We start from the raw sequence: 21,173 nt of genomic DNA, 5'->3' as shown, positions 1-21,173 counted from the left end.
CCCCGATTCTAACTTAAGTTATAGTTAGCCTTCTACTTCGCGATCGCATAGTTACTCTATCAATTTGCACTGTAAAAGAGTTAACTCGCTATAGACGACGGTTGGAAAGCGATTTCCTATATTAAGTGTATGCAAACAGAGATGCAGTCAATGGACTGAGCAAGTGAATTGGAGCAGAAATGGCAACCCTGTATCGTTGGTTCGAGAACGTGGGTTACGCAGCGAACTTTGCCTAATTTCAGCGCCTATTTCCTAGCCTCACCCATCTTGAATCTTATTTGCAGGATCACGATCAGGCAAATCATGCTTCTTGAGAGCCGTAAACCTGATCGGATTTTCAACCCTAACACAGTGGAGATAAATCTATGACTTCTACCCCCGCAGCCACAGCCACAGCCACAGACCCAATGCTACGCCAAGGCGATTCTGGTGCTGCTGTCACTGAGCTACAACAATTGCTGAATGCGAAGGGAGCAAACATTGCAGTTGATGGAGACTTTGGCGAGGCGACTCGCGCCGCAGTGATTAAATTCCAGCAGCAGAATCGCATTGCTGTAGATGGCATCGTTGGCCCTCAAACTTGGCAAGCTCTTCGTCGAGGTGCGCCCATTCGACTGACTGATGCAGCCAATTACTACGAGCCATCGAACTACCCCTATCAAAAAACGGCATTTGAATGGTTGCAATCGCAACTCTCTGGTTCAGTGCTAGGGGAATTTGCTCGTCGCTGGCGAAACCTAGGCTAACGCAGCAACCCCCGTTCTCAAAGTTATTCAGCCCACGTTCAAATTGTTGACGCTGGGAATGCCTTAAATCATCAGGTTTTTCCCAGCTTTTATTGCCAGGTTCCATGTTTGATGCAGATATAGAGAAATGAACGACGATCGTAGCCACAGTTCCTTACTTGTACCCCCGTCAACTCAAGATTGGATGCAAGGTGTGCTGAGCGCCAAGGTCGTGCTGGTGATGTATGGAGATTATCAAGACTCCAAAAGTGCAGAGGTTTACAAGCTGATTCAAGGGATCAAACGAGAGCTTAGTGCTTCTTTTGAAGAAGATTATTTATGCTTTATCTTCCGTCACTTTCCGCAAATACAGATTCATCCTCATGCTCAACGGGCAGCCCAAGCAGCCATTGCCGCCGCCGCCCAGGGACAGTTTTGGTCAATGCACGATACTTTATTTGCTCATCAACAAAATTTGAAGAATGGTTATCTTATCGAGTACGCCAACGATTTAGGGCTTGATATCCCTCGATTTCTGAAAGACTTGTCTCAACAAGTGCATGTCGATCGCATCAATGAAGATATCGAAAGTGGATTGCACAGTGGAGTAACGGCTGCTCCAGCTCTCTTCATCAATAACATTCGATATGCTGGACGCTGGAAAATGACAGAGTTGATGGCAGCCATGATTGCTGCAAGTTACTAAGCTCTATTCATATCTGACTTGTTAGTGCTAGCAACCGATCGAATGCGCGATCGCTAGCTTTTGCTTGTTTTGTTGAACAAATTACCAATTTTTGAACCATGCTAGCAACGACAATACCAACCCTTGAATTCAAGCACAAAGGCTTAACGTGTACTCAATTGCAACAAGTACTCGACTATATTCAGACTCACCTCGATCGAGACTTGTCACTGGTCGAACTTGCAGAAGTGATCAACATTAGCCCGACCTATTTTGCGAGTTTGTTCAAACAAGCGATCGAGATTTCACCCCATCAGTATGTGATTCAACAGCGGGTGGAACAGGCGAAATTGATGCTGTCGAAAACGGATTTGGCGATCGTAGACATCGCTCTACAAGTTGGCTTCTCCAGTCAAAGCCATCTAACTCAACAGTTTAAGCGCATTACTGGAATGACTCCAAAACAGGTTCGCTAACACGATAAGAATCATTCATAGCGACAAACAGGAGAATGATGATGAAATCGACCACAACACGACGATCAATTTCCAGAATTACCGCAATACTGACTAAAACTACTCTGTCAATCGCCGTCATAACGGGAATATCTGGGATTTTGCGAATGCATCCGGCGATCGCCACTCCTCCACCTCAGCCCTCTCCCATGCTGGTCGCTACTGCCTACACGGATATCACATTGCCAACTTTGAGACGGGGCGATCGCGGCAGAAATGTGCAAATGTTGCAGCAAATTCTCTTAGATAATGGTTCCTTGGGTGCCGCCGGAGTCAGGTTGGGAAATCCGCGTGGTGTCGCTATCGATGGCGTATTTGGCGCGGTTACAGAGTCTGCGGTGAGAGATTTACAGCGATACTACGAGATTCCTGTCACCGGACAAGTCAACCCCGTAACTTGGGAAGTGCTGGATATGGAGGCGAATCCCTATCGATCGCCGCTCCCCTGGAAGTCCTATTAATCATTCAGAAAAACTTCCGAAAAAGCTCATGAGGAAACTTCTAATGAACAAGATTCTGTCCAGACTTCAACAATCTCCGCGAGTCATCTCAGCAACAATCCTAGTCAGCCTATTGTTGCTGTTCAGTTTTCCATCCCTGGCTCAAATTAGTCCACAAGTGATTCCCAGAATTGAAATGATTGAAAGTTCTGAAGGAATTCCACCCGCCTACCGTTTAGTCATTAGCCGACCTCAGGACATTGTGTATGCTTTCTGCCCGACGAACTTCGAGCCTGAGTTGAATTATCTGCGAAATGTCAAAGCCATTCAGTGTAAGCGTTCTCCCAGGTAACTAGCGGTCAGATCCAAGCACTACATCCACGCACGAGTCAAGGAGACAAAGATGAAGTTTAAAGCAATCAAAGGACATCAGGGAATCGGAACGGAAGTGAAAGACGCGACTTACGTGGAAGCTGCCCGGTGGGGTAAGTATCGGTGGTGGCGGTATCTTCTAGGATTAGTCGTCATCCTCTTTGTGGGGCTGGTGGTCAGCGGCATCGCCGTCCCGCGCGTCGCGTTCTTGCTCGGCGGTCAGGAAGGGCTTGCGGCGGTCAATCGGCTGGATTACGCCGCGCTCGGTCCCGTAGGGGGCTTCGTTGCGGTCATGGCGAGTTTTCCGTTCTTCCTCGCGGGAATTCTCATTGCCGTCTCCCTCATCCACCAGCGTCATCCCCGGACGCTCGTCACGGCGCGGGAGCGGATAAGCTGGCGGCGTGTCGGTCATGGGTTTGTAGCGTGGTTCGTGCTATCCTGCCTGATCGGTGGGCTGGGACAATACTTCTTCTATCCCGACACCTTTTCCTTCAACTCCAACCTCACAACGTTCGCGCTCTTCGTCCCGATCGCACTAATCTTCACCGCAATCCAGACCACCACCGAGGAGCTTTTCTTTCGCGGATACGTTGTGCAAGGCGCGAGCATGATCTCGACCAACCGCGTTTTTCTGGCGCTCGTGGCGGCCGTGGTATTCACCCTGCCGCACCTCTTAAACCCGGAGGTGAGCGCAGGCGGCTGGCTCACGGTCTTTTCCAACTACTTCCTCGTTCCGGGTCTGTTGTGGACCGTCGTCTCGTTAATTGACGGAACCACCGAACTCGCCATCGGCGCACACTTCGCGAACAACATCGTCGGCATACTCCTGATCAACACAACTGGAAGTGCCGTGATCGCACCGGCTCTGTTCACAATCAGCAAATTCCATGCGACCTACGGGGCGCTATCAGTGCTGGTTGCAATCCCCGTGTTCCTGGCGATCGCTTACAAGGTGTTCAAACGCGATAAGGCATCCGAACCCGTTTCCCAAAGCGATCGGATTGGTCGTCGGTGATCTCATCAGTTCGTAAAACCACAAGCAAATTTACCAAAAGACTTCATCATCATGTCTAAAGTTACTTCTAACCATCTACAGGAGCCAGGAAAGACCACCGCCGCAACAAACACAGTCTCCCGTCCGGGCTGGCTCGAAATCGTTGTCGGTCTCGTCGTTTACGCGATCGTTGCGTTCGTCGGTGTCTCGCAACTTAAGCGAATTGGTCTCGACCCCGCAGTCTACGGTCTGATCTTGACTTCATGGACGGGTGTCGCCACCCTAATTGCGTTTGCTGTGGCTGCGCGGCTGCGGATTCCTTCCCTGAGCGCCTTCGGTGTGCGCCGCACCTCTGTTCGCTGGCTCCTGATCGGGGGCGGAGTCGGAGTGGTCGCCTTCGTGCTCAGGGGTTTGGCAGTCTTAGCTTGGATTCGGATCACTGGGGACACGAACAATATCCAGGATGTTTACGGAGATGGCAGTCGAGGCGGGTTGCTGTCTCTGGTTTTAAGCACGGTGTTCATCGCGGTCTTCTCACCCCTCGGCGAGGAACTGCTCTATCGCGGCATCATCACCAACGCGCTGCTGCGCTACGGACCGTTCGTTGGGGTCGTGGGCAGCACTGTGATCTTCGCCCTTATGCATGGGATCAACACCACCTTCCCCGCAGCAGTGGTAGCGGGTCTCGCCACCGCCGAGGTCTTCCGCCGCAGTGGATCGATCTGGTCCGGTCTCGTCGTCCACGTCGTTCTCAACCTGCCCTCGTTTCTAATCATGGTGTTCACCAGCACAGGCTGACCTGGCACCGCCTCAAGTCAATCAGATCTTGCAAGCTGCCTCAGCAGTGCGAGATAGAGTCAAACGTACTAAACAAAGGAACATAATGAATCAGCCCGAATTTTTTGTCACCCCCGGCTATGGGGAACGCCTGAATGAATTGCATTACTCGCAAGCGGTAAAAATTGGCGATCGAGTGGAGACATCAGGTCAAGGCGGGGTGGATGACAATCTGCAAATTCCCGAATCGCTTGCGGATGAGATTGCTCAGGCGTTTCGGAACGTAGAACGAACCTTGGCGACTGCTGGTGCGGGTTGGGAGCATGTTGTCCACATCAATTCTTACCATGTTGGCGGGTTTCCCCCAGAGGTTAACGATGTGATGGTCAAGCTATTTCGTCATTACATGCCCAACCATGCCCCCATTTGGACAGAGGTAGGAGTTGCAGTTCTTGCACTGCCAACGATGCGGATTGAAATCCGCGTTACTGCAATTATTCCGTGAGTTTTGCATAAGCGGCAACAGGGTCATTCGGCAACTACGCTGACGAGAAGGCCGCGGCGATCGGAAAACCGCTCCATTAAAGCATTCACTTGAACAGAGGAGAGATGCAAATGTTAGGCAAAAATAAAGCAATCTTAGAAGAGGCAAACGCGGCGATCGCTGAAGGCAGCAATGAAGGATTTTTGTCATTCTGCGCCGACGATGTGGAATGGATATTCGTAGGCGACAAAACCCTTAAAGGGAAAGAAGCCGTTCGCCAATGGATGGCGACGACATACGTAGAGCCGCCAAAGTTTATGGTTGCCAACTTAATCGCTGAGGGTGATTTTGTTACGGCACTCGGCGACATCACAGGCGACATTACAATGAAGGACGAGGACAGGAAGGCGGCTCATTACTCGTACTGCGACATCTGGCGCTTTCGCGGCAGCAAGATTGTCGAATTAAGGGCTTTCGTTATCAAAACCGAGGTCAAGGATGAAATCAGTAGCGCGGCGTAGCAAACTCGATTGCGCCTTCAACAATGCTTGATCAACTCTCTTTTCAAATCATTGCACGAACAATCAATTGAGCACTTTGACAAAATCATGTCAGTTAACGTGCGCGGACTGTTCTTGTAAATGAAATATGAATTCAACAAATGATAGTCAACTCTACAGTTTTAAGGTGGTGAATAAAATGATTCAGTGCAAAGATTTTGCGCCTCGAATTACTGAACGCGGACCCTTCGGCGGAGCTTCCGATTATGAATCCTTCTTTGAGGTTGTGAGTGCTGTCAATCAGTGGATCGAAAGTACAACGATACAGGTGATCAATGTTGAAACCGTTGTTTTACGCGATCGCATCGAAGGCACAAGTGATGGGGTCTACGGAGTGACGACCAGCAATGGTTTCTACCCAGTGATGATCAGTCAAGGCATTACAATCAACTGCTTTCAATGTGTGCGCGTCTGGTACAGAGAATAAGCTTCATCGGAAATAGTAGGAGTGAACTTTAGACTTGCGTTTTCGGGTTCTCGTCAAACTAAGCGAATCTCAAATGAAACGATTTACCTTGTTTACTTTCCTGTATCTCGCGCTGGGAGTTTGTCTGAGCGCGAACACTGCGTGAAGCGAAGCTACCGCGCTTGGATACCCAAACTTGTCTTTGAGTCTTCAAACCAGCTTGTTCATCAATGCGGGAGCATCCTACCTCGTTTGTCTCCTCAGTACCTTCCCATTTTGGCCGGAGACGACGATCCGTTTCTATCGCAACCGCAATTCAGCGGTCATTCTACCCTGGTTGGTGATTGGGGTGAACATTGTTTATTCAGAGTCAGAACTGGACGATGGAAGCCATTCTACGAGCGTTTTCGAGGCTATTAGTGGTCTTAGTGTTTGCAGAAATCATTGTGATTACATGGCGAGTGAATTCTGAACATTCATAGCTAAATCGGATGATACTGAAACGAACTTGCTCTTCACCATAAGAATCTGGAAGAAATCAAGCATTGGAACTCAGTACACTTCAGATCAACACAACGCGATCGACTCTCCCTTCAAACGACTGTACGAACAATCGATCGCGCACATTGACCTAGCTTTACTGCAACTGAAATGAACGATCGCCCATGAGGACTTTTCAACACAGAGGAATGAATATGAAGACTTGGATTTCGATGCTGCTAATTTTAGCAAGCGTGAGCTTGTTCGGGTGCGACGATCGGCGATCGAAAGAACAATTGAATAGCACAATGAACAGTTGGATGGGTCGAGATATCAATGAGTTTGTTCGCAAATATGGTACACCCACGACAACGCTCACGTTACCCAATGGGAACACCATCTATTCCTACAAAACGGATCGAGAACAGTCGTTTCAGCAGCCGATCTCTGTGAATGAGTCTCGGAACCGTCGAGGCGAGAGAAGTACGGTGATTACCGGAGGCAACACGATTGTCGATCGTGATTTCTGTGAGATTGATGTCGAGTTCGATCGCTCTAGAGAAATTCGATCCTGGCGCTATGAGGGTGATTCTCCCAAACATTGCAAAATCAAAAATCTGCCAAAACCGCTCCAGAAGCAACTACAACAAGACGGCATTCTTCCGTAGGTCACTATGTTCAACACTGCAAAATCACGACGAGAAGGACTGAAATTCAACCGCTTTGGATTTCGACTCCCATTGCAAAAGAGACCGCTGCGCCGTGCAGCCCTTTTCGCTCTCGCGCTACTCTTTACCACCCATTTCGCCTCCGCTTGCACGGAGTCCACAGCAATGATGCCTACTACAATCACCTATCCTGAAACCAAGCGAGTTGATGTTGTCGAAAAGCTTTTTGGACAGACGATCGCTGACCCCTATCGCTGGCTAGAAAACGATGTCCGCAACGATAAGGAAGTCGCTGCCTGGGTCGAATCGCAGAACAAAGTCACCAACGATTATCTCGATAAGCTACCGGGTCGAGATATCTTCAAGGATCGACTGAAGCAGTTGTACAACTGTGAGCGGTTCTCTATTCCGGTCAAAAAGGGTGGACAGTATTTCTACCTCCATAATTCCGGACTTCAGAGCCAACAGGTTCTCTATGTCCGCGACAGCGTGGATGGCGCAGGGCGCGTCCTGATCGATCCCAATACCTGGGCAAAGGATGGGGCGATCGCACTTGCCGAGTGGTCAGCTTCCGACGACGGTAAGCGCGTGGCTTATGCGGTGCAGGATGGCGGCACGGACTGGCGCACGATTCGGGTGCTGGACGTAAACACGGGCAAAGTACTCAACGATGAGGTGAAATGGGCGAGATTCACCAACATCGCATGGACGAAGGATGGGTCTGGCTTTTTCTACACCCGTTACCCTGAACCGAAACAGGGCAGTGAATCCCAAGCGAGCGTCGCCAACCATGCTGTCTATTTTCATGCGATCGACACCCCCCAGGCACAAGATCGACTGGTCTATACAAACCCGGATCAGCCGAATATGCTGCATTCCTTGAGCATCACCGAAGACGGGCGTTACGTCGCGATCGTTTCCACGCCCGTTTCGATCGGCAACACCCTGACCGTGGTGGATCTCCAGAGTACTGATTGGAAGCCTCGCAAGCTGGTCGATAATCTCGATCATTCATGGCTAATTGCTGGCAATGTAGGGACAAAGTTCTTCCTCATGACCACTCAGGACGCGCCGCGCTCCAAGGTGGTGATGATGGACATCGCTGCCGCCGCTCCAGTGATCAAGGATGTGGTGCCGGAGCAGGATTCGGTTCTGCTCAATGCGTCGCTGGTCGGCGGACGGTTACTGATCTCGTATCTGGCTGACGTGAAGACGGAGGTTCGGCGCTATACGCTCGATGGCAAGGCTGACGGGGTGGTGAAACTGCCGGGTATCGGCACCGCTGGCGGTTTTAAGGGCGACCAGAGCGATCCAGAAACCTTCTTCGTCTTCACCAGCTTCAACACTCCGGGCGTGATCTATCGATACGATGTCGCCAGCAACACGGCGCGGGTGTGGGCACAACCCAAGGTAGCGATCGATCTCAACCGGATCGCGATCGAACAGCGGTTCTACACCTCGAAGGATGGCACCCGTGTCCCGATGTTCATTGTTCGGCGCAAGGATGTTACCAGTTCGGCACCGACCATACTCTATGCCTATGGAGGCTATGGAATCCCCCTGGTTCCCGCTTTCTCGCCGGATCTTCTGGGGTGGGTCGAACAGGGCGGGGTGTATGCTGTTGCTAACATTCGCGGTGGCTCCGAATATGGCAAGGCATGGCACGAAGCGGGTCGTCGTCAGAACAAGCAGAACGTCTTCGACGATTTCATCGCAGCGGGCGAGTATCTGAAGGCGCAGAGCATCACGCCCCACAACGGCTTGGCGATTCAGGGCGGATCGAATGGCGGACTCCTGATTGGCGCAGTGGTCAATCAGCGACCGGATCTGTTTGCCGCCGCACTGCCCCAGGTCGGTGTCATGGACATGCTCCGCTTCGACCAGTTCACGAGCGGGAAAACGTGGGTAGACGAGTTTGGGTCTCCAGCACAGGAAGCGGATTTCCGTAACCTCTTGAACTATTCGCCTTATCACAACATCCAGTCTGGCAAGGACTATCCCGCGATCCTTGCCACCACTGCCGACACGGACGATCGCGTGGTGCCGGGACACACCTTCAAATACGTCGCCGCGCTTCAGGCAGCGGAGATTGGAGACAAGCCCCACCTTGCCCGCATTGAGACGCGCGCAGGACATGGAGCAGGCAAGCCCATCGACAAGATTATCGAGGAAACGGCAGATATGTGGGCTTTTGCGGCTCACTGGACGGGGTTGAATGTCGGGGCTGGGAAATAAACGGGCATGAAGTAACGCAGAAGATCAACCTGCGGTCTGAAAATCGATTTCGTGTCTACCCAGTATTCTGATGTCTCTGGAGATTGAATCAATGGCAGTTTTGAAACAGTTTGGGATTCTATTTGTGTTGGGCATTGCGGGGATTGCGATGTTTACGATTACGTCGGTTCCATTAGTTGAGCAACAGTTGGCAAAACTGTCTCCAGAAAGACTGGCAAAAGTTCCGCCACTGTGGGTTTTAATGCTGCTGCAAGCACTACAGCCTACAGTTCTACTGGTAATCAGCATTCTGATCGGAATTGGTTGTGCCTATCGTGTTGGATTACGCTCCCGTTTGATTGATCATTGGGTGTTTCACACCGCTAAGTCTCCATCTTTTGCCGTTGAGATGAAACGGGGCTTGGGTGTGGGTGCAGCGACAACGATCACTCTCCTGTTGCTCGATCAGTTCATGAAACCTGCTCTACCTGAAGCGCTACAGGCATCCCATCACACAGAGCCGAATTGGCTAAGTTCGCTTACAGCAATGCTTTATGGCGGCATCACTGAGGAAATTCTGATGCGCTGGGGCTTAATGTCGCTGCTTGTTTGGATAGCGTGGAAGGTGTTAAAACAGGGCATTACGTTGCCAAGCCAAGGAATATATCAAGGTGCGATCGTTCTAGCCGCGTTGGTATTTGGACTTTTACACCTGCCCGCAACTGCCGCGATAGTTCCACTCACTCCGCTTGTGATTATCCGAGCGATATTACTTAATGGGATTGCTGGCATTGCTTTTGGTTGGCTCTTTTGGCAATACTCGCTTGAGGCTGCGATGTTATCCCACGTCAGCTTTCATGCCTTTTCCTTTGCTCTCAGTTTTTTGCTGGCAAGATTTGTCTAAGCTTTTCTCTAAAGCGATTTCATCAGCAAACTCGATTGTGCCTTTAACAGTGCTGGAATCGATCTTGTTGTTACACCACTGCATGAACAAGCGATCGAGGACTTTGACAAGATTATGTCGATCAATACCATAAGAATCTGGAAGAAATCAAGCATTGGAACTTAGTACGCTTCAGATCAATGCAACGAAATTAACACTAGGAGAAGCACAATGATCCTTCAGAATAAGGTGGCGTTAGTCACTGGCGGAACTTCAGGAATTGGTCGTGCAACGGCGATCGCTTATGCCCAACAACAAGCAAAGGTGGTGGTGGTGGGTCGCCGAATTGATGAAGGTGAAGAAACGGTTCGATTGATTCAGGAAGCTGGCGGAGAGGCGATTTTTGTGCAAGCAGATGTCACAAAAAAGCCGATGTTGAAGCAATGGTTGATAAAGCAGTTGGCGTTTTTGGTCGGTTAGATATTGCCTTTAATAATGCCGGAACGGTCGGCGAAAACCCCTCATTGATTGAGCAAACAGAAGCGGAATACGATCGCATCATGAACGTCAATGTCAAAGGCATTTGGTTGTCGATGAAATATGAAATCGCTCAGATGTTGAAACAGGGAAGTGGTTCCATCGTCAATACGGCATCTGGGAATGGAGTCGTTGCACTTCCTACCGTACCCCTCTACACCGCGAGTAAACATGCGGTGGTAGGTTTAACAAAAGCTGCTGCACTCCAATATGCCAAAGCGGGGATTCGCATCAATGTCGTTGCACCAGCGGCAATCGAAACAGATATGTTTGAAGCAGCTACAGGTGGACAGGATGAAGCCAAAGCTTACATAGCAGGACTTCACCCGATCGGACGAATTGGAACACCGCTTGAAGTTGCAAATGCAGTTCTGTTTTTATCATCTGACCTGGCATCGTTCATAACAGGTGAAACGTTGATGGTAGATGGTGGGTATGTAGCGCAGTAGTCGATCGGCAGTGCGAAATGTTTGATACAGCACTTCAAGCGACTTACTAAAGTAACACTGAAATCGGTTTGCTAATTCCATCGGAAACTCCATAGGAATCTGCAAGAAGTTGAGTGTTGGAACTGACTACACTCACCTGAACTAAGACAAAGAAAACTTAAGAGGTGATGATGATGTCCAAAGTGCCTTCTAACTCCCCACAGGGACAGGGAAAGACCTTCGCCGCTGTTTCAAAGCGGTCCTCACCCAACAAGACCTCCCGTCCGGGCTGGCTCGAGATCGTTGTGGGTCTTGTCGTCTTTGGCGCTGTCGCACGTGGGGGTGTGTTGCTGTCCGGGCAGCTCGGTCTCAATCCCGTCGTCTACGGACTAGCCCTCGCCGCGCTATCTGTTATCGCCCCCTTTGCTGGGTTTGCGGCAGCCGTGCTGCTGCGGATTCGCTCCCTGCATGCCTTTGGCGTGCGCCGCGTCTCTTGGCGTTGGCTGCTGATCGGGGTCGGAGCAGGGGTGGTCGCTTTCGTGGTCAAGGGTTTTGCGGTCATGGCCTACACTGCCCTCACCGGGGATAGCTCCACCCCTCAGGAGGTGTTCGGTGACGGTGGCAGCGGCGGGGTGCTGTCCCTGATCCTATCCACGCTGTTTATCGGTCTGCTCGTACCGCTCGTTGAGGAACTGCTCTTCCGAGGTGTTATCACCAACGCGCTGCTGCGCTACGGCCCGTTCATTGGCGTTGTGGGCAGCACCCTAATCTTCGCCCTCGCTCACGGCATCAACACCGTCTTCCCAGTGGCTTTGGTATTTGGTCTCATCAGCGCTGAAATGTTCCGCCGCAGCGGATCGGTCTGGACTGGTGTGATCGCCCACATTGTCAACAACCTGCCCACGGTCTTTGTGTTGGTGCTCCTCAGAGCGGGCTGAACAATCACCATCACTCGAAAGGGTTGTCTTTCCAATGGCTCGCTTGTTTTCAAACCATCCGCCCGATCCCGATGGACGCACATACAACGTAGAGCCACCAACTCACGCTGAGAGGCAAACCATGATTGCTACGACTTATATCCGAATCTCTCTACTAACTGGAGCCGTGATGCTGCTGGCCATTAGTGCTAAACGCACAATTAAAGGAAAAAGAAATGGCTGAAACATTTGGTGCAAAATCGACCGACGACGAGGTGCTTTCCGGCGTCGATCTCAAGGGAAAGCGATTTCTGATTACGGGTGTATCGTCGGGCATTGGGCTTGAAACCGCCCGTTCACTGGTCGCTCACGGCGCGAGCGTCGTCGGCGCGGTCAGGAACCTCGCTAAAGCTGAGCCAGCCACTGCATCGGTTCGTGATGCCGCCCTGCGACGCGGCAGCCTGGAGTTGATCAATCTCGATCTGGCATCCTTGCAAAGCATTCGTGCCTGTGCGGATAAACTGTTGGCTGACGGACAGCCGTTCGATGCCATCATCGCCAATGCTGGTGTCATGGCAACTCCGTTCGGTCGGACGATCGACGGCTTTGAAGCTCAATTTGGAACCAATCATCTTGGTCATTTCGCCCTGATCAATCAGATCGAGCCGCTGCTTGCCGATAATGGACGACTGGTAGTCCTGTCGTCGCTCGCGCATCGGGGTGCCGATATCGATTTGGACGATCCGAATTTCGAGCAGCAGGCGTACGATTCATGGGTCGCTTATAGCCGATCGAAAACTGCCAATTCACTGTTCGCTGTGGAGTTTGACATGCGGCATCGCGATCGCGGCATTCGGGCTGCTTCGGTGATGCCCGGAAACAGTCTCACGGGCTTACCCCGCCATTTCTCGTCGGAGGATTTGCAGAGACTTTTGCAGACTGTTGACGCAGCACGCACCGAAGCGGGTCTGCCGTCAAAAGAGTTGAAAGAAATTCCGCAGGCAGCCGCAACGTCAGTCTGGGCAGCAGTCGTGGCGAATAAAGATGAGATCGGCGGACACTATCTCGAAGATTGCGCGATCGCACCGATTGATGACACGCCCAACCCGTTTGCCGATGGTGTCAGGTCGTATGCGCTCGACGCGAACAAAGCCAAGCAGCTTTGGGCGAAAAGCGAGGAATTGATCAGCGCTGCGTCTTGAAGGTTATCGCGCACACCTAAACGCAATAATCCATTCCACTTTCGGACTTGGATGAACACAAGAATGCCTGATTGACGTATAAGCGTTGATCACCATGACTTACGTTTCCCGTAAACTCAACCAGGAAAACACCATGTCACAAAAACTCTCAGGAAAAGTTGCGCTTGTCACTGGCGGCACTAGCGGCATCGGTCTTGCTACTGCCAAGCGATTTGTCGCCGAAGGTGCCTATGTCTTTATCACGGGTCGTCGTCAGACTGAACTTGATGCGGCTGTAAACGAGATCGGTAAAAACGTGATGGGCATTCAGAGCGATGTCTCAAATCTGGCAGACCTCGATCGGCTTTATGCCACGATCGAGCAAGAGCAAGGCCACTTGGATGTGATCTTTGCGAATGCTGGTGGTGGCGAACTTGTCCCACTGGGTTCAATTACCGAAGAACACTTTGACAAAACCTTCAACACCAATGTCAAAGGTCTACTGTTCACCGTGCAGAAGGCACTGCCGCTGATGCCAGAGGGCGCTTCCATCATCCTAAATGCCTCAATTAATTCCATCAAGGGTATCCCAGCCTTCAGCGTGTATGGTGCCACCAAAGCTGCCGTGCGATCGTTTGCCCGCACCTGGACACTCGACCTCAAAGACCGCCAGATTCGAGTGAATGCGGTCAGCCCTGGTTTCATTCCGACTCCCGCTTACGATCTTCTCTGGGGACTCAATGGAGAGCAGTTGAAAGAATTTGTGGCGAGCCAAGCTAACAATATTCCATTGGGACGAGCTGGCACACCCGACGAGATCGCCAAAGCCGTTGTCTTTCTGGCTTCAGATGACAGCAGCTTTGTAAACGGCATTGAGCTATTCGTCGATGGTGGCATGGCACAAATCTAAGAAGATGCTGTGTTCACACCAGCAACAATGCAGCAGACGGTTTAAAGCCGCTAGCGCTGCGTCCGAGTTTCTTTGTCGCCGCTGATTTGAGCCATTGGGCGTTTTGGGTGATGTGAGGTGTGGAACGGATGACGGATAAACTTGAGCACAACAAACAGACGGTCACAGCATTTTATGACCTGATGTTCAATCAGTGTCAGCCCGCAGAAGCCATCGAGAAATATGTCGGCGATGTGTACATCCAGCACAACCCAGCGGTGGACGACGGGAAGCAGGCTTTCATCGAATATTTCGAGAGGATGGCGAAAGAATATCCGGGCAAGTGCGTCCAGTTTAAGCGCGTTTTCGCTGAAGGCAATTATGTAGTCTTGCATTGCTACCAGCAATAGCCGGGCGACAACGACTGGGCGGGCATCGATATCTTCCGCCTGGATGATAAAGGCAAGATAGTCGAGCATTGGGACGTGCTACAGACCATCCCGGAAGCGTCGGCTAACGATAATACGATGTTCTGAACAGTTGAGTGCTGGTAGGGTGAAGTCCGGTTTGTACAACGGCACGTCCAAATAGTAGGCAGTGGAATTCAGATGTAACTAAGGCGATCGCAGCCATTTTATCAGTCGCATAGTAACACCATAAAATCTGACAAACTGCCTAAGAATCTGAAAGAAACCGAGCATTAGAATTCATTACACTTCGGTTAAATCAGACGAGAATCCAATGCGGTATTCATAGGAGATTGCAATGCCTTACGTTACTGTCGTCCAAGAAAATTCTGCAACCATTGATCTCTACTACGAAGATCTGGGGGCAGGTCAACCCGTTGTACTGATTCATGGATTTCCCCTCAACGGTCATTCTTGGGAAAAGCAGGTCTTAGTGCTGCTCAATGCAGGGTATCGAGTCATTACCTACGATCGCAGAGGCTTTGGTGCTTCTAGCCAACCTTCATTTGGCTACGACTACGATACGTTTGCAGCGGACTTGAACGTGCTAATGACCAAACTTAACTTACATGATGCTGTGCTGGTCGGCTTTTCAATGGGAACAGGCGAAGTCACGCGCTATCTTGGCAAATATGGCTCAGAGCGGGTGCAGAAAGCCGTGCTGATGGCTCCAGTTCCGCCCTTTTTGCTGAAGACCGACGAGAATCCTGAAGGTGTTGACCAAAGCGTTTTCGATGACATTATGAAAGCGATCGTTGCAGATCGTCCAGCTTACTTTTCTGAATTTTTCAAAGCGTTCTTCAATGTGGATGTGTTGCTGGGTAAGCGGATTAGCAATGAAGCAATTCAGGCAAGTTGGAATGTGGCTGTAGGGTCTTCTGCGAAAGCGACTTTAGATTGTGTCCCGTCCTGGCTCACCGATTTCCGCGATGATCTGCCCCGCATTGATGTACCAACCTTGATCATTCATGGCGATGCCGATCGCATTCTGCCACTGGAATCCACCGCAGCAAGACTCCCGAAGCTGATTAAAAACAGTCAACTTGTTGTCATTCCTGGCGGACCGCACGCCATCAACTGGACTCACGCCGATCAGGTCAATCCCTTGTTGTTGGACTTTCTTCAGGAGTGATTATCGATCGAGTCCTTTATCGCTAAAAGGGTTCTAATATGTTTTCCAGATTAATGATAGCGGTTGCAACCACAGTGCTAATGATTGTGACCTCTTGTAGCTTTCCAACGATAGCACCAAGCAAAAGTGCGATTGCTCAAGTGCCAGGTGTCTATCCATTCAAGTTAGGTGATTTCACAATTACAGTCCTGAGCGACGGCACACTCCCCCAGGATCTACATACGCTGCTGTCGAATACGAACCCAACAGAAACCGATCGCCTGCTTCAGAAAAACTTTCTGACGAATCCTGTCGAGGCATCAATTAATGCTTTCTTGATCGACACTGGAGATCAACAAGTACTCGTGGACACGGGAGCCGGAACCTTTTTTGGTCCAAAACTGGGTGGCAAGCTTCAAACATCGTTAAAGGCAGCAGGCTATACGCCTAACGAAATTGATGCAATCCTCCTGACTCATATTCATACCGATCATAGTGGGGGGCTGGTCAAAGCTGGTCAACGGATGTTTCCTGCCGCCACGCTCTATGTTGGTAAGCCAGAGGTCGATTTCTGGTTCGATCGAGCGAATGCCACGCGATTCAACGTTGCTGAAAAGTACTTTGACGAAGCCGCGAAAACTGTCAAACCTTATTTAGATGCAGGCAAGGTGAAATCGTTTTCTGGCAAGACAGCCCTGCTACCGGGAATCACCGCGCATCCCACACCCGGACACACTCCTGGTCATAGCTGCTATGTGGCAGCAAGCAAGGGCGAGAGCATCGAGTTTTGGGGCGATATTGTTCACTTTGCTTCGGTGCAATTTCCCAAGCCAGAAATTACAGTTGCTTATGATGTCGATGCCATTGCTGCTGCGGCACAACGCAAAAAACAGTTTGCGAGAGCGGAAGCATCCCGAATTTTGGTAGCAGGCGCACATTTGCCCTTTCCCGGCGTTGGACACCTTCGGGCAGCAGAGCAAGGTTATGCCTGGGTGCCAGTGGATTACCGCTGGCGTGAACCCTAAAGGATTCATAGCAATCATTTTAGCAACTTGATGATAGTTGCGATCGCACCACAACTATTCGAGCAAACTTCAAGCTATTGAGCAAAACCTCATGAATGACTACTCTACTACTCTAGAAACACAGTTCAATACGATGAGAACACAAATCTCTAGCAGCCTTGAAAAAGCACAAGACCAGAGAGATGCACTCAAACGTACAAACTTTCGCTACATCAGAAGCAATATCATTCTCAGCGCCCTAGCCACACTCCTAGCAGGCATGGCGGGAACGATCGGCAATGCTCAAAATTGGAAAATCACCTGTCTGTTTGCAGGGGTCTGTCCGGCAGGGGTGACAGCAAGCCAGTAGGGTAGGCACTGCCCACAAAACCTTACTGTGAAGGGTTTTACAAAATACTGGGCGATGCCCACCCTACTACTATAAAGGAGAAAAGGCAATGAGGTTGAGACGTTTGGGTTGGGCTGGGGTCGAAATCGAATGTGACGGTGAAACCCTTGTTATCGATTACGTGCAGGACAAATCACCGATGGCACCTCTGCTGCGTAGCTCTGAGGAGCCGTTTCCAGCGGCATCGAATCGTGGAAATGCTACTGCCGCACTTCTCACGCATCTCCACGCCGATCATGCGGATCCTGATGCTCTGGCAGACATTCTCCGCGAGGGTGCTCCAGTTTTCCGCCCTGAGCCTGCCACCGGTGATAAGGACGATCTCGAAATGACTTCGATCGCAGAATTGAAGTTTACTCACAACAAACTTGCGGTCGAGATCGTGGGGATCTGGGAAGAGCGTCAAGTCGGGCCTTTTCAAATGTTCTCGGCCCCTGCTGTCGATGGCTTTGGAGATCCACAGTATAGCTGGATTGTTGAATGCGGCGGACGACGGATCATTCACGCTGGCGATACACTATTCCATGGCTTCTGGTGGAGAATCGCGCACCGATTTGGGCACTTCAACGTCGCATTTTTGCCAATCAACGCCCCGGTATGCGACTTGCCTCATCTTCAACCACCGAGTCCATTAGAGGCGACACTGACTCCAGAGGAAGCGGCGATTGCAGCCCACATCATTCATGCAGAAGCAGTCGTACCAATCCATTACGCATCATTGAATAAAGCGGGAGCTTATGTTGAGACACCGCATCCCGTCGAGCGTCTTCAAAGCAAATCGCGGGAGTTCCAAATCCGAGCAACAACCCAGGAACCGGGCACATGGTTTGAATTGGATTGATGGTCGCTACAAGTCAAGGATGAAACCAGCAGCGCAGCGTCAATAAACTGCAAAAGCCAGGATGTGTTCGTGCAAAACAAAGTGTCCGGCGAGTCATAACCAAGACCAATCCTGAACCAATCAGTCACTAAATCTAAGGCGGTCATCACCATGTCTCAAGTTCCCCCTCACCACCAGCGAAAGTTAAAAAAGACCCTCACTGCGCCCTCGATTCTTCCAGAACACAACAAAGTCTCCCGTCCAGACTGGCTTGAAATCGTTGTCGGTCTCGTCGTTTACGCGATCGTTGCGTTCGTCGGTGTCTCGCAGTTCAAGCGACTTGGTCTTGACCCCGCAGTCTACGGTCTGATCTTGACTTCGTGGACGGGTGTCGCCACGTTAATTGCGTTCGCGGTGGCTGTGCGACTGCGGATTCGTTCTCTGAGCGCCTTCGGTGTGCGCTCCACCTCTGGACGCTGGCTCCTGATCGGCGTTGGAATCGGAGTGGTTGCCTTCGTGTTCAAGAGTTTGGCGATCCTGGCATGGATCAAGGTCACCGGGGACACGAACAATATCCAGGATGTTTACGCAGATGGCGGTCGCGGCGGGTTACTGTCTCTGGTTTTGGGCACGGTGTTCATTGCGGTCTTTTCACCCTTCGGCGAGGAACTGCTCTATCGCGGCATCGTCACCAACGCGCTATTGCGCTACGGTCCTTTTGTGGGGGTCGTGGGCAGCACCGTGATCTTCGCCCTCATGCATCGGATCAACAACATCTTCCCCGCAGCCGTGGTAGCCGGTCTCGCCATCGGCGAGGTCTTCCGCCGCAGTGGATCGATCTGGCCCGGTCTCGTCGTCCACGTCGTTTTTAATCTGCCCTCGTTCTTGATTATGGTGTTCACCAGTACAGGCTGACCTGGCACCGCCTCAAGTCAATCAGATCTTGCAAGCTGTCTAGCAACGCGAAATAGAGTCAAACGTACTGAACAAAGGAACACCATGAGTAAGCCCGAGTTTTTTGTCACCCCTGGTTATGGGGAATACATGCTGAATGAATTGCATTTCTCGCAAGCCGTAAAAATTGGCGATCGCGTGGAGACATCAGGTCAAGGCGGCTGGGATGACAATCTGCAAATTCCCGAATTGCTTGCGGACGAGATTGCTCAGGCGTTTCGGAACGTAGAGCGAACCTTGGCAACTGCCGGGGCAGGTTGGGAGCATGTTGTCCACGTTAATTCTTACCATGTTGGCGGGTTTCCCCCGGAGGTTAACGATGTGACGGTCAAGCTATATCGTCATTACATGCCCAACCATGCCCCAATTTGGACACAGGTAGGTGTCGCGGCTCTTGCACTGCCAACGATGCGGATTGAAATCCGCGTTACTGCAATCATTAGCTAAAACCGATCAGGATGCGTTGGTAGAGAAAACGCTCCGTTAAAGCACCCACTCGAACAAAGGAGAGATTCAGATGTCAGAGAACAATAAAGCAATCTTAGAAGAGGCAAACGCAGCCATTACTGAAGGTAACAATGAAGGATTCTTGTCGTTCTGCGCCAACGATATGGAATGGACGTTTGTAGGCGACAAGACCCTGAACGGAAAAGAAGCTGTTCGCCAATGGATGGCAACGGCATACGTAGAGCCGCCAAAGTTTAGGGTCGCGAACTTAATTGCTGAGGGTGATTTTGTCACAGCACTTGGCGACATCACAATCAAGGACGAAAACGGGAAGGCGGCTGATTACTCGTACTGCGACATCTGGCGCTTTCGCGGCGACAAGATTGTTGAATTGAGAGCTTTTGTTATCAAAACCGAGGTCAAGGATGAAACCAGCAGCGCAGCATAAACAAGTGGCAGCGCAAGACGCGACTTACGTGGAGGCTGCCCGGTGGGGTAAGTATCGGTGGTGGCGGTATGTTCTGGGATTAGTCGTCATCCTCTTTGTGGGGCTGGTGGTCGGCGGCATCGCCACCCCGCGCATCGCGTTCTTGCTCGGAGGTCAGGAGGGGTTTGCGGCGGTCAGTCGGCTGGATTACGCCGCGTTCGGTCCCGTGGGGGGCTTCGTTGCGTTCAGGGCGATTTTTCCGTTCTTCCTGGCGGGAATCCTGATCGCCGTCACCCTCGTCCACCGTCGCCACCCCCGAACGCTGGTCACAGCGAGAGAGCAGATCAGTTGGCGGCGTGTCGGTCATGGGTTTGTGGCGTGGTTCGTGCCATTCTGCCTGATCGCTGGGCTGGGACAGTACTTCTTCTATCCCGACACCTTTTCTTTTAACTTTAACTTTGACTTTGCAACGTTCGCACTCTTCGTGCCAATCGCGCTAGTCTTCACTGCGATCCAGACCACCACCGAAGAGCTTTTCTTTCGCAGCTACATTGTGCAGGGCGCGAGCCTTGTTTGGTCTAACCGCATCTTTCTGGCGCTGGTGCCAGCCGCGATCTTCGCCCTGTCGCACCTGCTCAACCCGGAGGCAAGCGCGGGCGGTTGGCTCACGGTCTTCTTCAACTACTTCCTCGTTCCGGGTCTGCTGTGGACTGTGGTTTCGTTGATTGACGGAACCACCGAACTCGCCATCGGCGCGCACTTCGCGAACAACATCGGCGGCGTACTCCTGTTCGACGTAGCCGGAAGCGCCCTGAACGCACCGGCTCTGTTCACAATCAGCAAATTCCACGCGACCTACACGGCGCTATCAATGCTGGTTGTAGTACCCGTGTTTCTGGCGATCGCCTACAAGGTGTTCAAACCTAATCCTCTCAAACAAAGGTTGTGTTCATGATGGGTAGGGCGTTCACAGGTGAACCATAACTTCAGCAAGATGTGAACCGGGAAAACCTTCTTATCATAGAGAAACGTGGCATTCGTCAGGAATCACGCATGACAATCAAGACACTCAATCACAGAAACACGATCAGCATTTCTTCTGGTAAAGAGACTTTGTCAGCGCAGCAGTCCGTGGCAGTCGCCAAATGTGCAGAGCTGGCGGCATTAGCCGATCAGCATACTGATGGCAGGGGAGAGGGTTATCATCCAACAGCGATCGATCCTTTAGTCTTTGTACGACAAAGCAACCCTTGCATCACCATCCAGGAAGTTAGCGAACCCCTGTTCGCCATCGTGGTTCAGGGTCAAAAAAAAGTATCGCTGAATCAATAGTCCGGACGATTTTTAGGAGAGGGAATCGACAAGAAAGCCATCGATCT

Annotated in this window: 27 protein-coding genes and 1 pseudogene; 27 read left to right on the top strand and 1 reads right to left on the bottom strand. The window is 51.1% G+C overall.

Annotated elements, in window-relative coordinates; translation table 11 throughout:
- The first annotated feature begins 365 nt into the window (after positions 1-365).
- The 18 genes and pseudogenes from ACKFKH_RS29705 to ACKFKH_RS29620 all read left to right on the top strand — a co-directional run bounded on the left by ACKFKH_RS29705 (position 366) and on the right by ACKFKH_RS29620 (position 14,176).
- The gene (locus ACKFKH_RS29705; RefSeq protein WP_446861981.1) at positions 366-746 is read left to right on the top strand and encodes a peptidoglycan-binding domain-containing protein; all 381 of its coding nucleotides are present in this window, start codon (positions 366-368) and stop codon (positions 744-746) included.
- A gap of 127 nt (positions 747-873) precedes the next feature.
- Positions 874-1,431 carry a DsbA family protein gene (locus tag ACKFKH_RS29700; RefSeq protein ID WP_446861980.1) on the top strand — a complete coding sequence of 186 codons (558 nt, stop codon included), beginning with the start codon at positions 874-876 and terminating at the stop codon, positions 1,429-1,431.
- Positions 1,432-1,529: 98 nt separating this feature from the next.
- Positions 1,530-1,886, top strand: coding sequence for an AraC family transcriptional regulator (locus tag ACKFKH_RS29695; protein ID WP_446861979.1), 357 nt, complete (start codon positions 1,530-1,532; stop codon positions 1,884-1,886).
- Positions 1,887-1,927: 41 nt separating this feature from the next.
- Complete coding sequence (locus ACKFKH_RS29690; RefSeq protein WP_446861978.1) at positions 1,928-2,386, top strand: peptidoglycan-binding domain-containing protein; 459 nt, start codon at positions 1,928-1,930, stop codon at positions 2,384-2,386.
- A gap of 43 nt (positions 2,387-2,429) precedes the next feature.
- A complete protein-coding gene (locus ACKFKH_RS29685; protein WP_446861977.1) occupies positions 2,430-2,717 on the top strand; it encodes a hypothetical protein in 288 nt (95 codons plus the stop codon).
- A 51-nt stretch (positions 2,718-2,768) separates the two neighbouring features.
- A complete protein-coding gene (locus tag ACKFKH_RS29680; RefSeq protein WP_446861976.1) occupies positions 2,769-3,752 on the top strand; it encodes a CPBP family intramembrane glutamic endopeptidase in 984 nt (327 codons plus the stop codon).
- Between the two features lie 51 nt (positions 3,753-3,803).
- Positions 3,804-4,529: a CPBP family intramembrane glutamic endopeptidase gene (locus ACKFKH_RS29675; protein WP_446861975.1), complete on the top strand. Its 726-nt coding sequence runs from the start codon at positions 3,804-3,806 to the stop codon at positions 4,527-4,529.
- A gap of 85 nt (positions 4,530-4,614) precedes the next feature.
- A complete protein-coding gene (locus tag ACKFKH_RS29670) occupies positions 4,615-5,013 on the top strand; it encodes a RidA family protein (protein ID WP_446861974.1) in 399 nt (132 codons plus the stop codon).
- Between the two features lie 110 nt (positions 5,014-5,123).
- Positions 5,124-5,513, top strand: coding sequence for a nuclear transport factor 2 family protein (locus ACKFKH_RS29665; protein ID WP_446861973.1), 390 nt, complete (start codon positions 5,124-5,126; stop codon positions 5,511-5,513).
- A gap of 127 nt (positions 5,514-5,640) precedes the next feature.
- Positions 5,641-5,979: a hypothetical protein gene (locus ACKFKH_RS29660; protein ID WP_446861972.1), complete on the top strand. Its 339-nt coding sequence runs from the start codon at positions 5,641-5,643 to the stop codon at positions 5,977-5,979.
- 674 nt (positions 5,980-6,653) lie between these two features.
- On the top strand, positions 6,654-7,106 hold the full coding sequence (locus ACKFKH_RS29655; RefSeq protein WP_446861971.1) for a hypothetical protein: 453 nt from the start codon (positions 6,654-6,656) through the stop codon (positions 7,104-7,106).
- A 165-nt stretch (positions 7,107-7,271) separates the two neighbouring features.
- Positions 7,272-9,341 (top strand): prolyl oligopeptidase family serine peptidase, encoded by a 2,070-nt coding sequence (locus tag ACKFKH_RS29650; protein WP_446861970.1) that lies wholly within the window; start codon positions 7,272-7,274, stop codon positions 9,339-9,341.
- A 91-nt stretch (positions 9,342-9,432) separates the two neighbouring features.
- On the top strand, positions 9,433-10,224 hold the full coding sequence (locus tag ACKFKH_RS29645) for a CPBP family intramembrane glutamic endopeptidase (protein ID WP_446861969.1): 792 nt from the start codon (positions 9,433-9,435) through the stop codon (positions 10,222-10,224).
- 210 nt (positions 10,225-10,434) lie between these two features.
- Positions 10,435-11,189: pseudogene (locus ACKFKH_RS29640) on the top strand (SDR family oxidoreductase).
- 173 nt (positions 11,190-11,362) lie between these two features.
- Entirely contained in the window at positions 11,363-12,106 is a 744-nt protein-coding gene (locus tag ACKFKH_RS29635) for a CPBP family intramembrane glutamic endopeptidase (protein ID WP_446861968.1), read from the top strand.
- 34 nt (positions 12,107-12,140) lie between these two features.
- Positions 12,141-12,329 carry a hypothetical protein gene (locus tag ACKFKH_RS29630; RefSeq protein ID WP_446861967.1) on the top strand — a complete coding sequence of 63 codons (189 nt, stop codon included), beginning with the start codon at positions 12,141-12,143 and terminating at the stop codon, positions 12,327-12,329.
- A complete protein-coding gene (locus ACKFKH_RS29625) occupies positions 12,322-13,287 on the top strand; it encodes an SDR family NAD(P)-dependent oxidoreductase (RefSeq protein ID WP_446861966.1) in 966 nt (321 codons plus the stop codon). The genes ACKFKH_RS29630 and ACKFKH_RS29625 overlap by 8 nt, the downstream gene beginning before the upstream one ends.
- A 133-nt stretch (positions 13,288-13,420) precedes the next feature.
- Positions 13,421-14,176 (top strand): glucose 1-dehydrogenase, encoded by a 756-nt coding sequence (locus ACKFKH_RS29620; protein ID WP_446861965.1) that lies wholly within the window; start codon positions 13,421-13,423, stop codon positions 14,174-14,176.
- Positions 14,177-14,226: 50 nt separating this feature from the next.
- Here ACKFKH_RS29620 and ACKFKH_RS29615 read toward each other — a convergent pair whose 3' ends face one another.
- Positions 14,227-14,634 carry a hypothetical protein gene (locus tag ACKFKH_RS29615; RefSeq protein ID WP_446861964.1) on the bottom strand — a complete coding sequence of 136 codons (408 nt, stop codon included), beginning with the start codon at positions 14,632-14,634 and terminating at the stop codon, positions 14,227-14,229.
- Between the two features lie 286 nt (positions 14,635-14,920).
- Here ACKFKH_RS29615 and ACKFKH_RS29610 point away from each other — a divergent pair, with 286 nt between their 5' ends.
- The 9 genes from ACKFKH_RS29610 to ACKFKH_RS29570 all read left to right on the top strand — a co-directional run bounded on the left by ACKFKH_RS29610 (position 14,921) and on the right by ACKFKH_RS29570 (position 21,126).
- Complete coding sequence (locus tag ACKFKH_RS29610) at positions 14,921-15,754, top strand: alpha/beta fold hydrolase (protein WP_446861963.1); 834 nt, start codon at positions 14,921-14,923, stop codon at positions 15,752-15,754.
- Positions 15,755-15,834: 80 nt separating this feature from the next.
- Positions 15,835-16,758 carry an MBL fold metallo-hydrolase gene (locus ACKFKH_RS29605; protein ID WP_446861962.1) on the top strand — a complete coding sequence of 308 codons (924 nt, stop codon included), beginning with the start codon at positions 15,835-15,837 and terminating at the stop codon, positions 16,756-16,758.
- Positions 16,759-16,849: 91 nt separating this feature from the next.
- A complete protein-coding gene (locus ACKFKH_RS29600) occupies positions 16,850-17,107 on the top strand; it encodes a hypothetical protein (RefSeq protein WP_446861961.1) in 258 nt (85 codons plus the stop codon).
- 88 nt (positions 17,108-17,195) lie between these two features.
- Positions 17,196-17,987 (top strand): MBL fold metallo-hydrolase, encoded by a 792-nt coding sequence (locus ACKFKH_RS29595; RefSeq protein WP_446861960.1) that lies wholly within the window; start codon positions 17,196-17,198, stop codon positions 17,985-17,987.
- Between the two features lie 150 nt (positions 17,988-18,137).
- Positions 18,138-18,881: a CPBP family intramembrane glutamic endopeptidase gene (locus tag ACKFKH_RS29590; protein ID WP_446861959.1), complete on the top strand. Its 744-nt coding sequence runs from the start codon at positions 18,138-18,140 to the stop codon at positions 18,879-18,881.
- 84 nt (positions 18,882-18,965) lie between these two features.
- Positions 18,966-19,367 (top strand): RidA family protein, encoded by a 402-nt coding sequence (locus tag ACKFKH_RS29585; RefSeq protein WP_446861958.1) that lies wholly within the window; start codon positions 18,966-18,968, stop codon positions 19,365-19,367.
- Between the two features lie 70 nt (positions 19,368-19,437).
- On the top strand, positions 19,438-19,815 hold the full coding sequence (locus ACKFKH_RS29580) for a nuclear transport factor 2 family protein (RefSeq protein WP_446861957.1): 378 nt from the start codon (positions 19,438-19,440) through the stop codon (positions 19,813-19,815).
- Positions 19,793-20,749 (top strand): CPBP family glutamic-type intramembrane protease, encoded by a 957-nt coding sequence (locus ACKFKH_RS29575; protein ID WP_446861955.1) that lies wholly within the window; start codon positions 19,793-19,795, stop codon positions 20,747-20,749. Before ACKFKH_RS29580 ends, ACKFKH_RS29575 begins: the two co-directional genes overlap by 23 nt.
- Before the next feature lie 98 nt (positions 20,750-20,847).
- Positions 20,848-21,126, top strand: coding sequence for a hypothetical protein (locus tag ACKFKH_RS29570; protein WP_446861954.1), 279 nt, complete (start codon positions 20,848-20,850; stop codon positions 21,124-21,126).
- The last annotated feature ends 47 nt before the right edge of the window (positions 21,127-21,173 follow it).

It is taken from the genome of Phormidesmis sp. 146-20, from assembly GCF_052939475.1.
This window is presented reverse-complemented; position numbering and strand designations above follow the sequence as displayed.

Bases quoted from the DNA above. Each gene is read 5' to 3' on its own strand.
- ACKFKH_RS29585 (WP_446861958.1), top strand. From the start codon at position 18,966: ATGAGTAAGCCCGAGTTTTTTGTCACCCCTGGTTATGGGGAATACATG.
- ACKFKH_RS29590 (WP_446861959.1), top strand. From the start codon at position 18,138: ATGTCTCAAGTTCCCCCTCACCACCAGCGAAAGTTAAAAAAGACCCTC.
- ACKFKH_RS29695 (WP_446861979.1), top strand. From the start codon at position 1,530: ATGCTAGCAACGACAATACCAACCCTTGAATTCAAGCACAAAGGCTTA.
- ACKFKH_RS29615 (WP_446861964.1), bottom strand. From the start codon at position 14,634: ATGCTCGACTATCTTGCCTTTATCATCCAGGCGGAAGATATCGATGCC.
- ACKFKH_RS29670 (WP_446861974.1), top strand. From the start codon at position 4,615: ATGAATCAGCCCGAATTTTTTGTCACCCCCGGCTATGGGGAACGCCTG.
- ACKFKH_RS29595 (WP_446861960.1), top strand. From the start codon at position 17,196: ATGAGGTTGAGACGTTTGGGTTGGGCTGGGGTCGAAATCGAATGTGAC.
- ACKFKH_RS29690 (WP_446861978.1), top strand. From the start codon at position 1,928: ATGAAATCGACCACAACACGACGATCAATTTCCAGAATTACCGCAATA.
- ACKFKH_RS29605 (WP_446861962.1), top strand. From the start codon at position 15,835: ATGATTGTGACCTCTTGTAGCTTTCCAACGATAGCACCAAGCAAAAGT.
- ACKFKH_RS29570 (WP_446861954.1), top strand. From the start codon at position 20,848: ATGACAATCAAGACACTCAATCACAGAAACACGATCAGCATTTCTTCT.
- ACKFKH_RS29655 (WP_446861971.1), top strand. From the start codon at position 6,654: ATGAAGACTTGGATTTCGATGCTGCTAATTTTAGCAAGCGTGAGCTTG.
- ACKFKH_RS29705 (WP_446861981.1), top strand. From the start codon at position 366: ATGACTTCTACCCCCGCAGCCACAGCCACAGCCACAGACCCAATGCTA.
- ACKFKH_RS29660 (WP_446861972.1), top strand. From the start codon at position 5,641: ATGAATTCAACAAATGATAGTCAACTCTACAGTTTTAAGGTGGTGAAT.
- ACKFKH_RS29685 (WP_446861977.1), top strand. From the start codon at position 2,430: ATGAACAAGATTCTGTCCAGACTTCAACAATCTCCGCGAGTCATCTCA.
- ACKFKH_RS29680 (WP_446861976.1), top strand. From the start codon at position 2,769: ATGAAGTTTAAAGCAATCAAAGGACATCAGGGAATCGGAACGGAAGTG.
- ACKFKH_RS29580 (WP_446861957.1), top strand. From the start codon at position 19,438: ATGTCAGAGAACAATAAAGCAATCTTAGAAGAGGCAAACGCAGCCATT.
- ACKFKH_RS29575 (WP_446861955.1), top strand. From the start codon at position 19,793: ATGAAACCAGCAGCGCAGCATAAACAAGTGGCAGCGCAAGACGCGACT.
- ACKFKH_RS29645 (WP_446861969.1), top strand. From the start codon at position 9,433: ATGGCAGTTTTGAAACAGTTTGGGATTCTATTTGTGTTGGGCATTGCG.
- ACKFKH_RS29610 (WP_446861963.1), top strand. From the start codon at position 14,921: ATGCCTTACGTTACTGTCGTCCAAGAAAATTCTGCAACCATTGATCTC.
- ACKFKH_RS29620 (WP_446861965.1), top strand. From the start codon at position 13,421: ATGTCACAAAAACTCTCAGGAAAAGTTGCGCTTGTCACTGGCGGCACT.
- ACKFKH_RS29675 (WP_446861975.1), top strand. From the start codon at position 3,804: ATGTCTAAAGTTACTTCTAACCATCTACAGGAGCCAGGAAAGACCACC.
- ACKFKH_RS29665 (WP_446861973.1), top strand. From the start codon at position 5,124: ATGTTAGGCAAAAATAAAGCAATCTTAGAAGAGGCAAACGCGGCGATC.
- ACKFKH_RS29635 (WP_446861968.1), top strand. From the start codon at position 11,363: ATGTCCAAAGTGCCTTCTAACTCCCCACAGGGACAGGGAAAGACCTTC.
- ACKFKH_RS29630 (WP_446861967.1), top strand. From the start codon at position 12,141: ATGGCTCGCTTGTTTTCAAACCATCCGCCCGATCCCGATGGACGCACA.
- ACKFKH_RS29600 (WP_446861961.1), top strand. From the start codon at position 16,850: ATGAATGACTACTCTACTACTCTAGAAACACAGTTCAATACGATGAGA.
- ACKFKH_RS29650 (WP_446861970.1), top strand. From the start codon at position 7,272: ATGATGCCTACTACAATCACCTATCCTGAAACCAAGCGAGTTGATGTT.
- ACKFKH_RS29700 (WP_446861980.1), top strand. From the start codon at position 874: ATGAACGACGATCGTAGCCACAGTTCCTTACTTGTACCCCCGTCAACT.
- ACKFKH_RS29625 (WP_446861966.1), top strand. From the start codon at position 12,322: ATGGCTGAAACATTTGGTGCAAAATCGACCGACGACGAGGTGCTTTCC.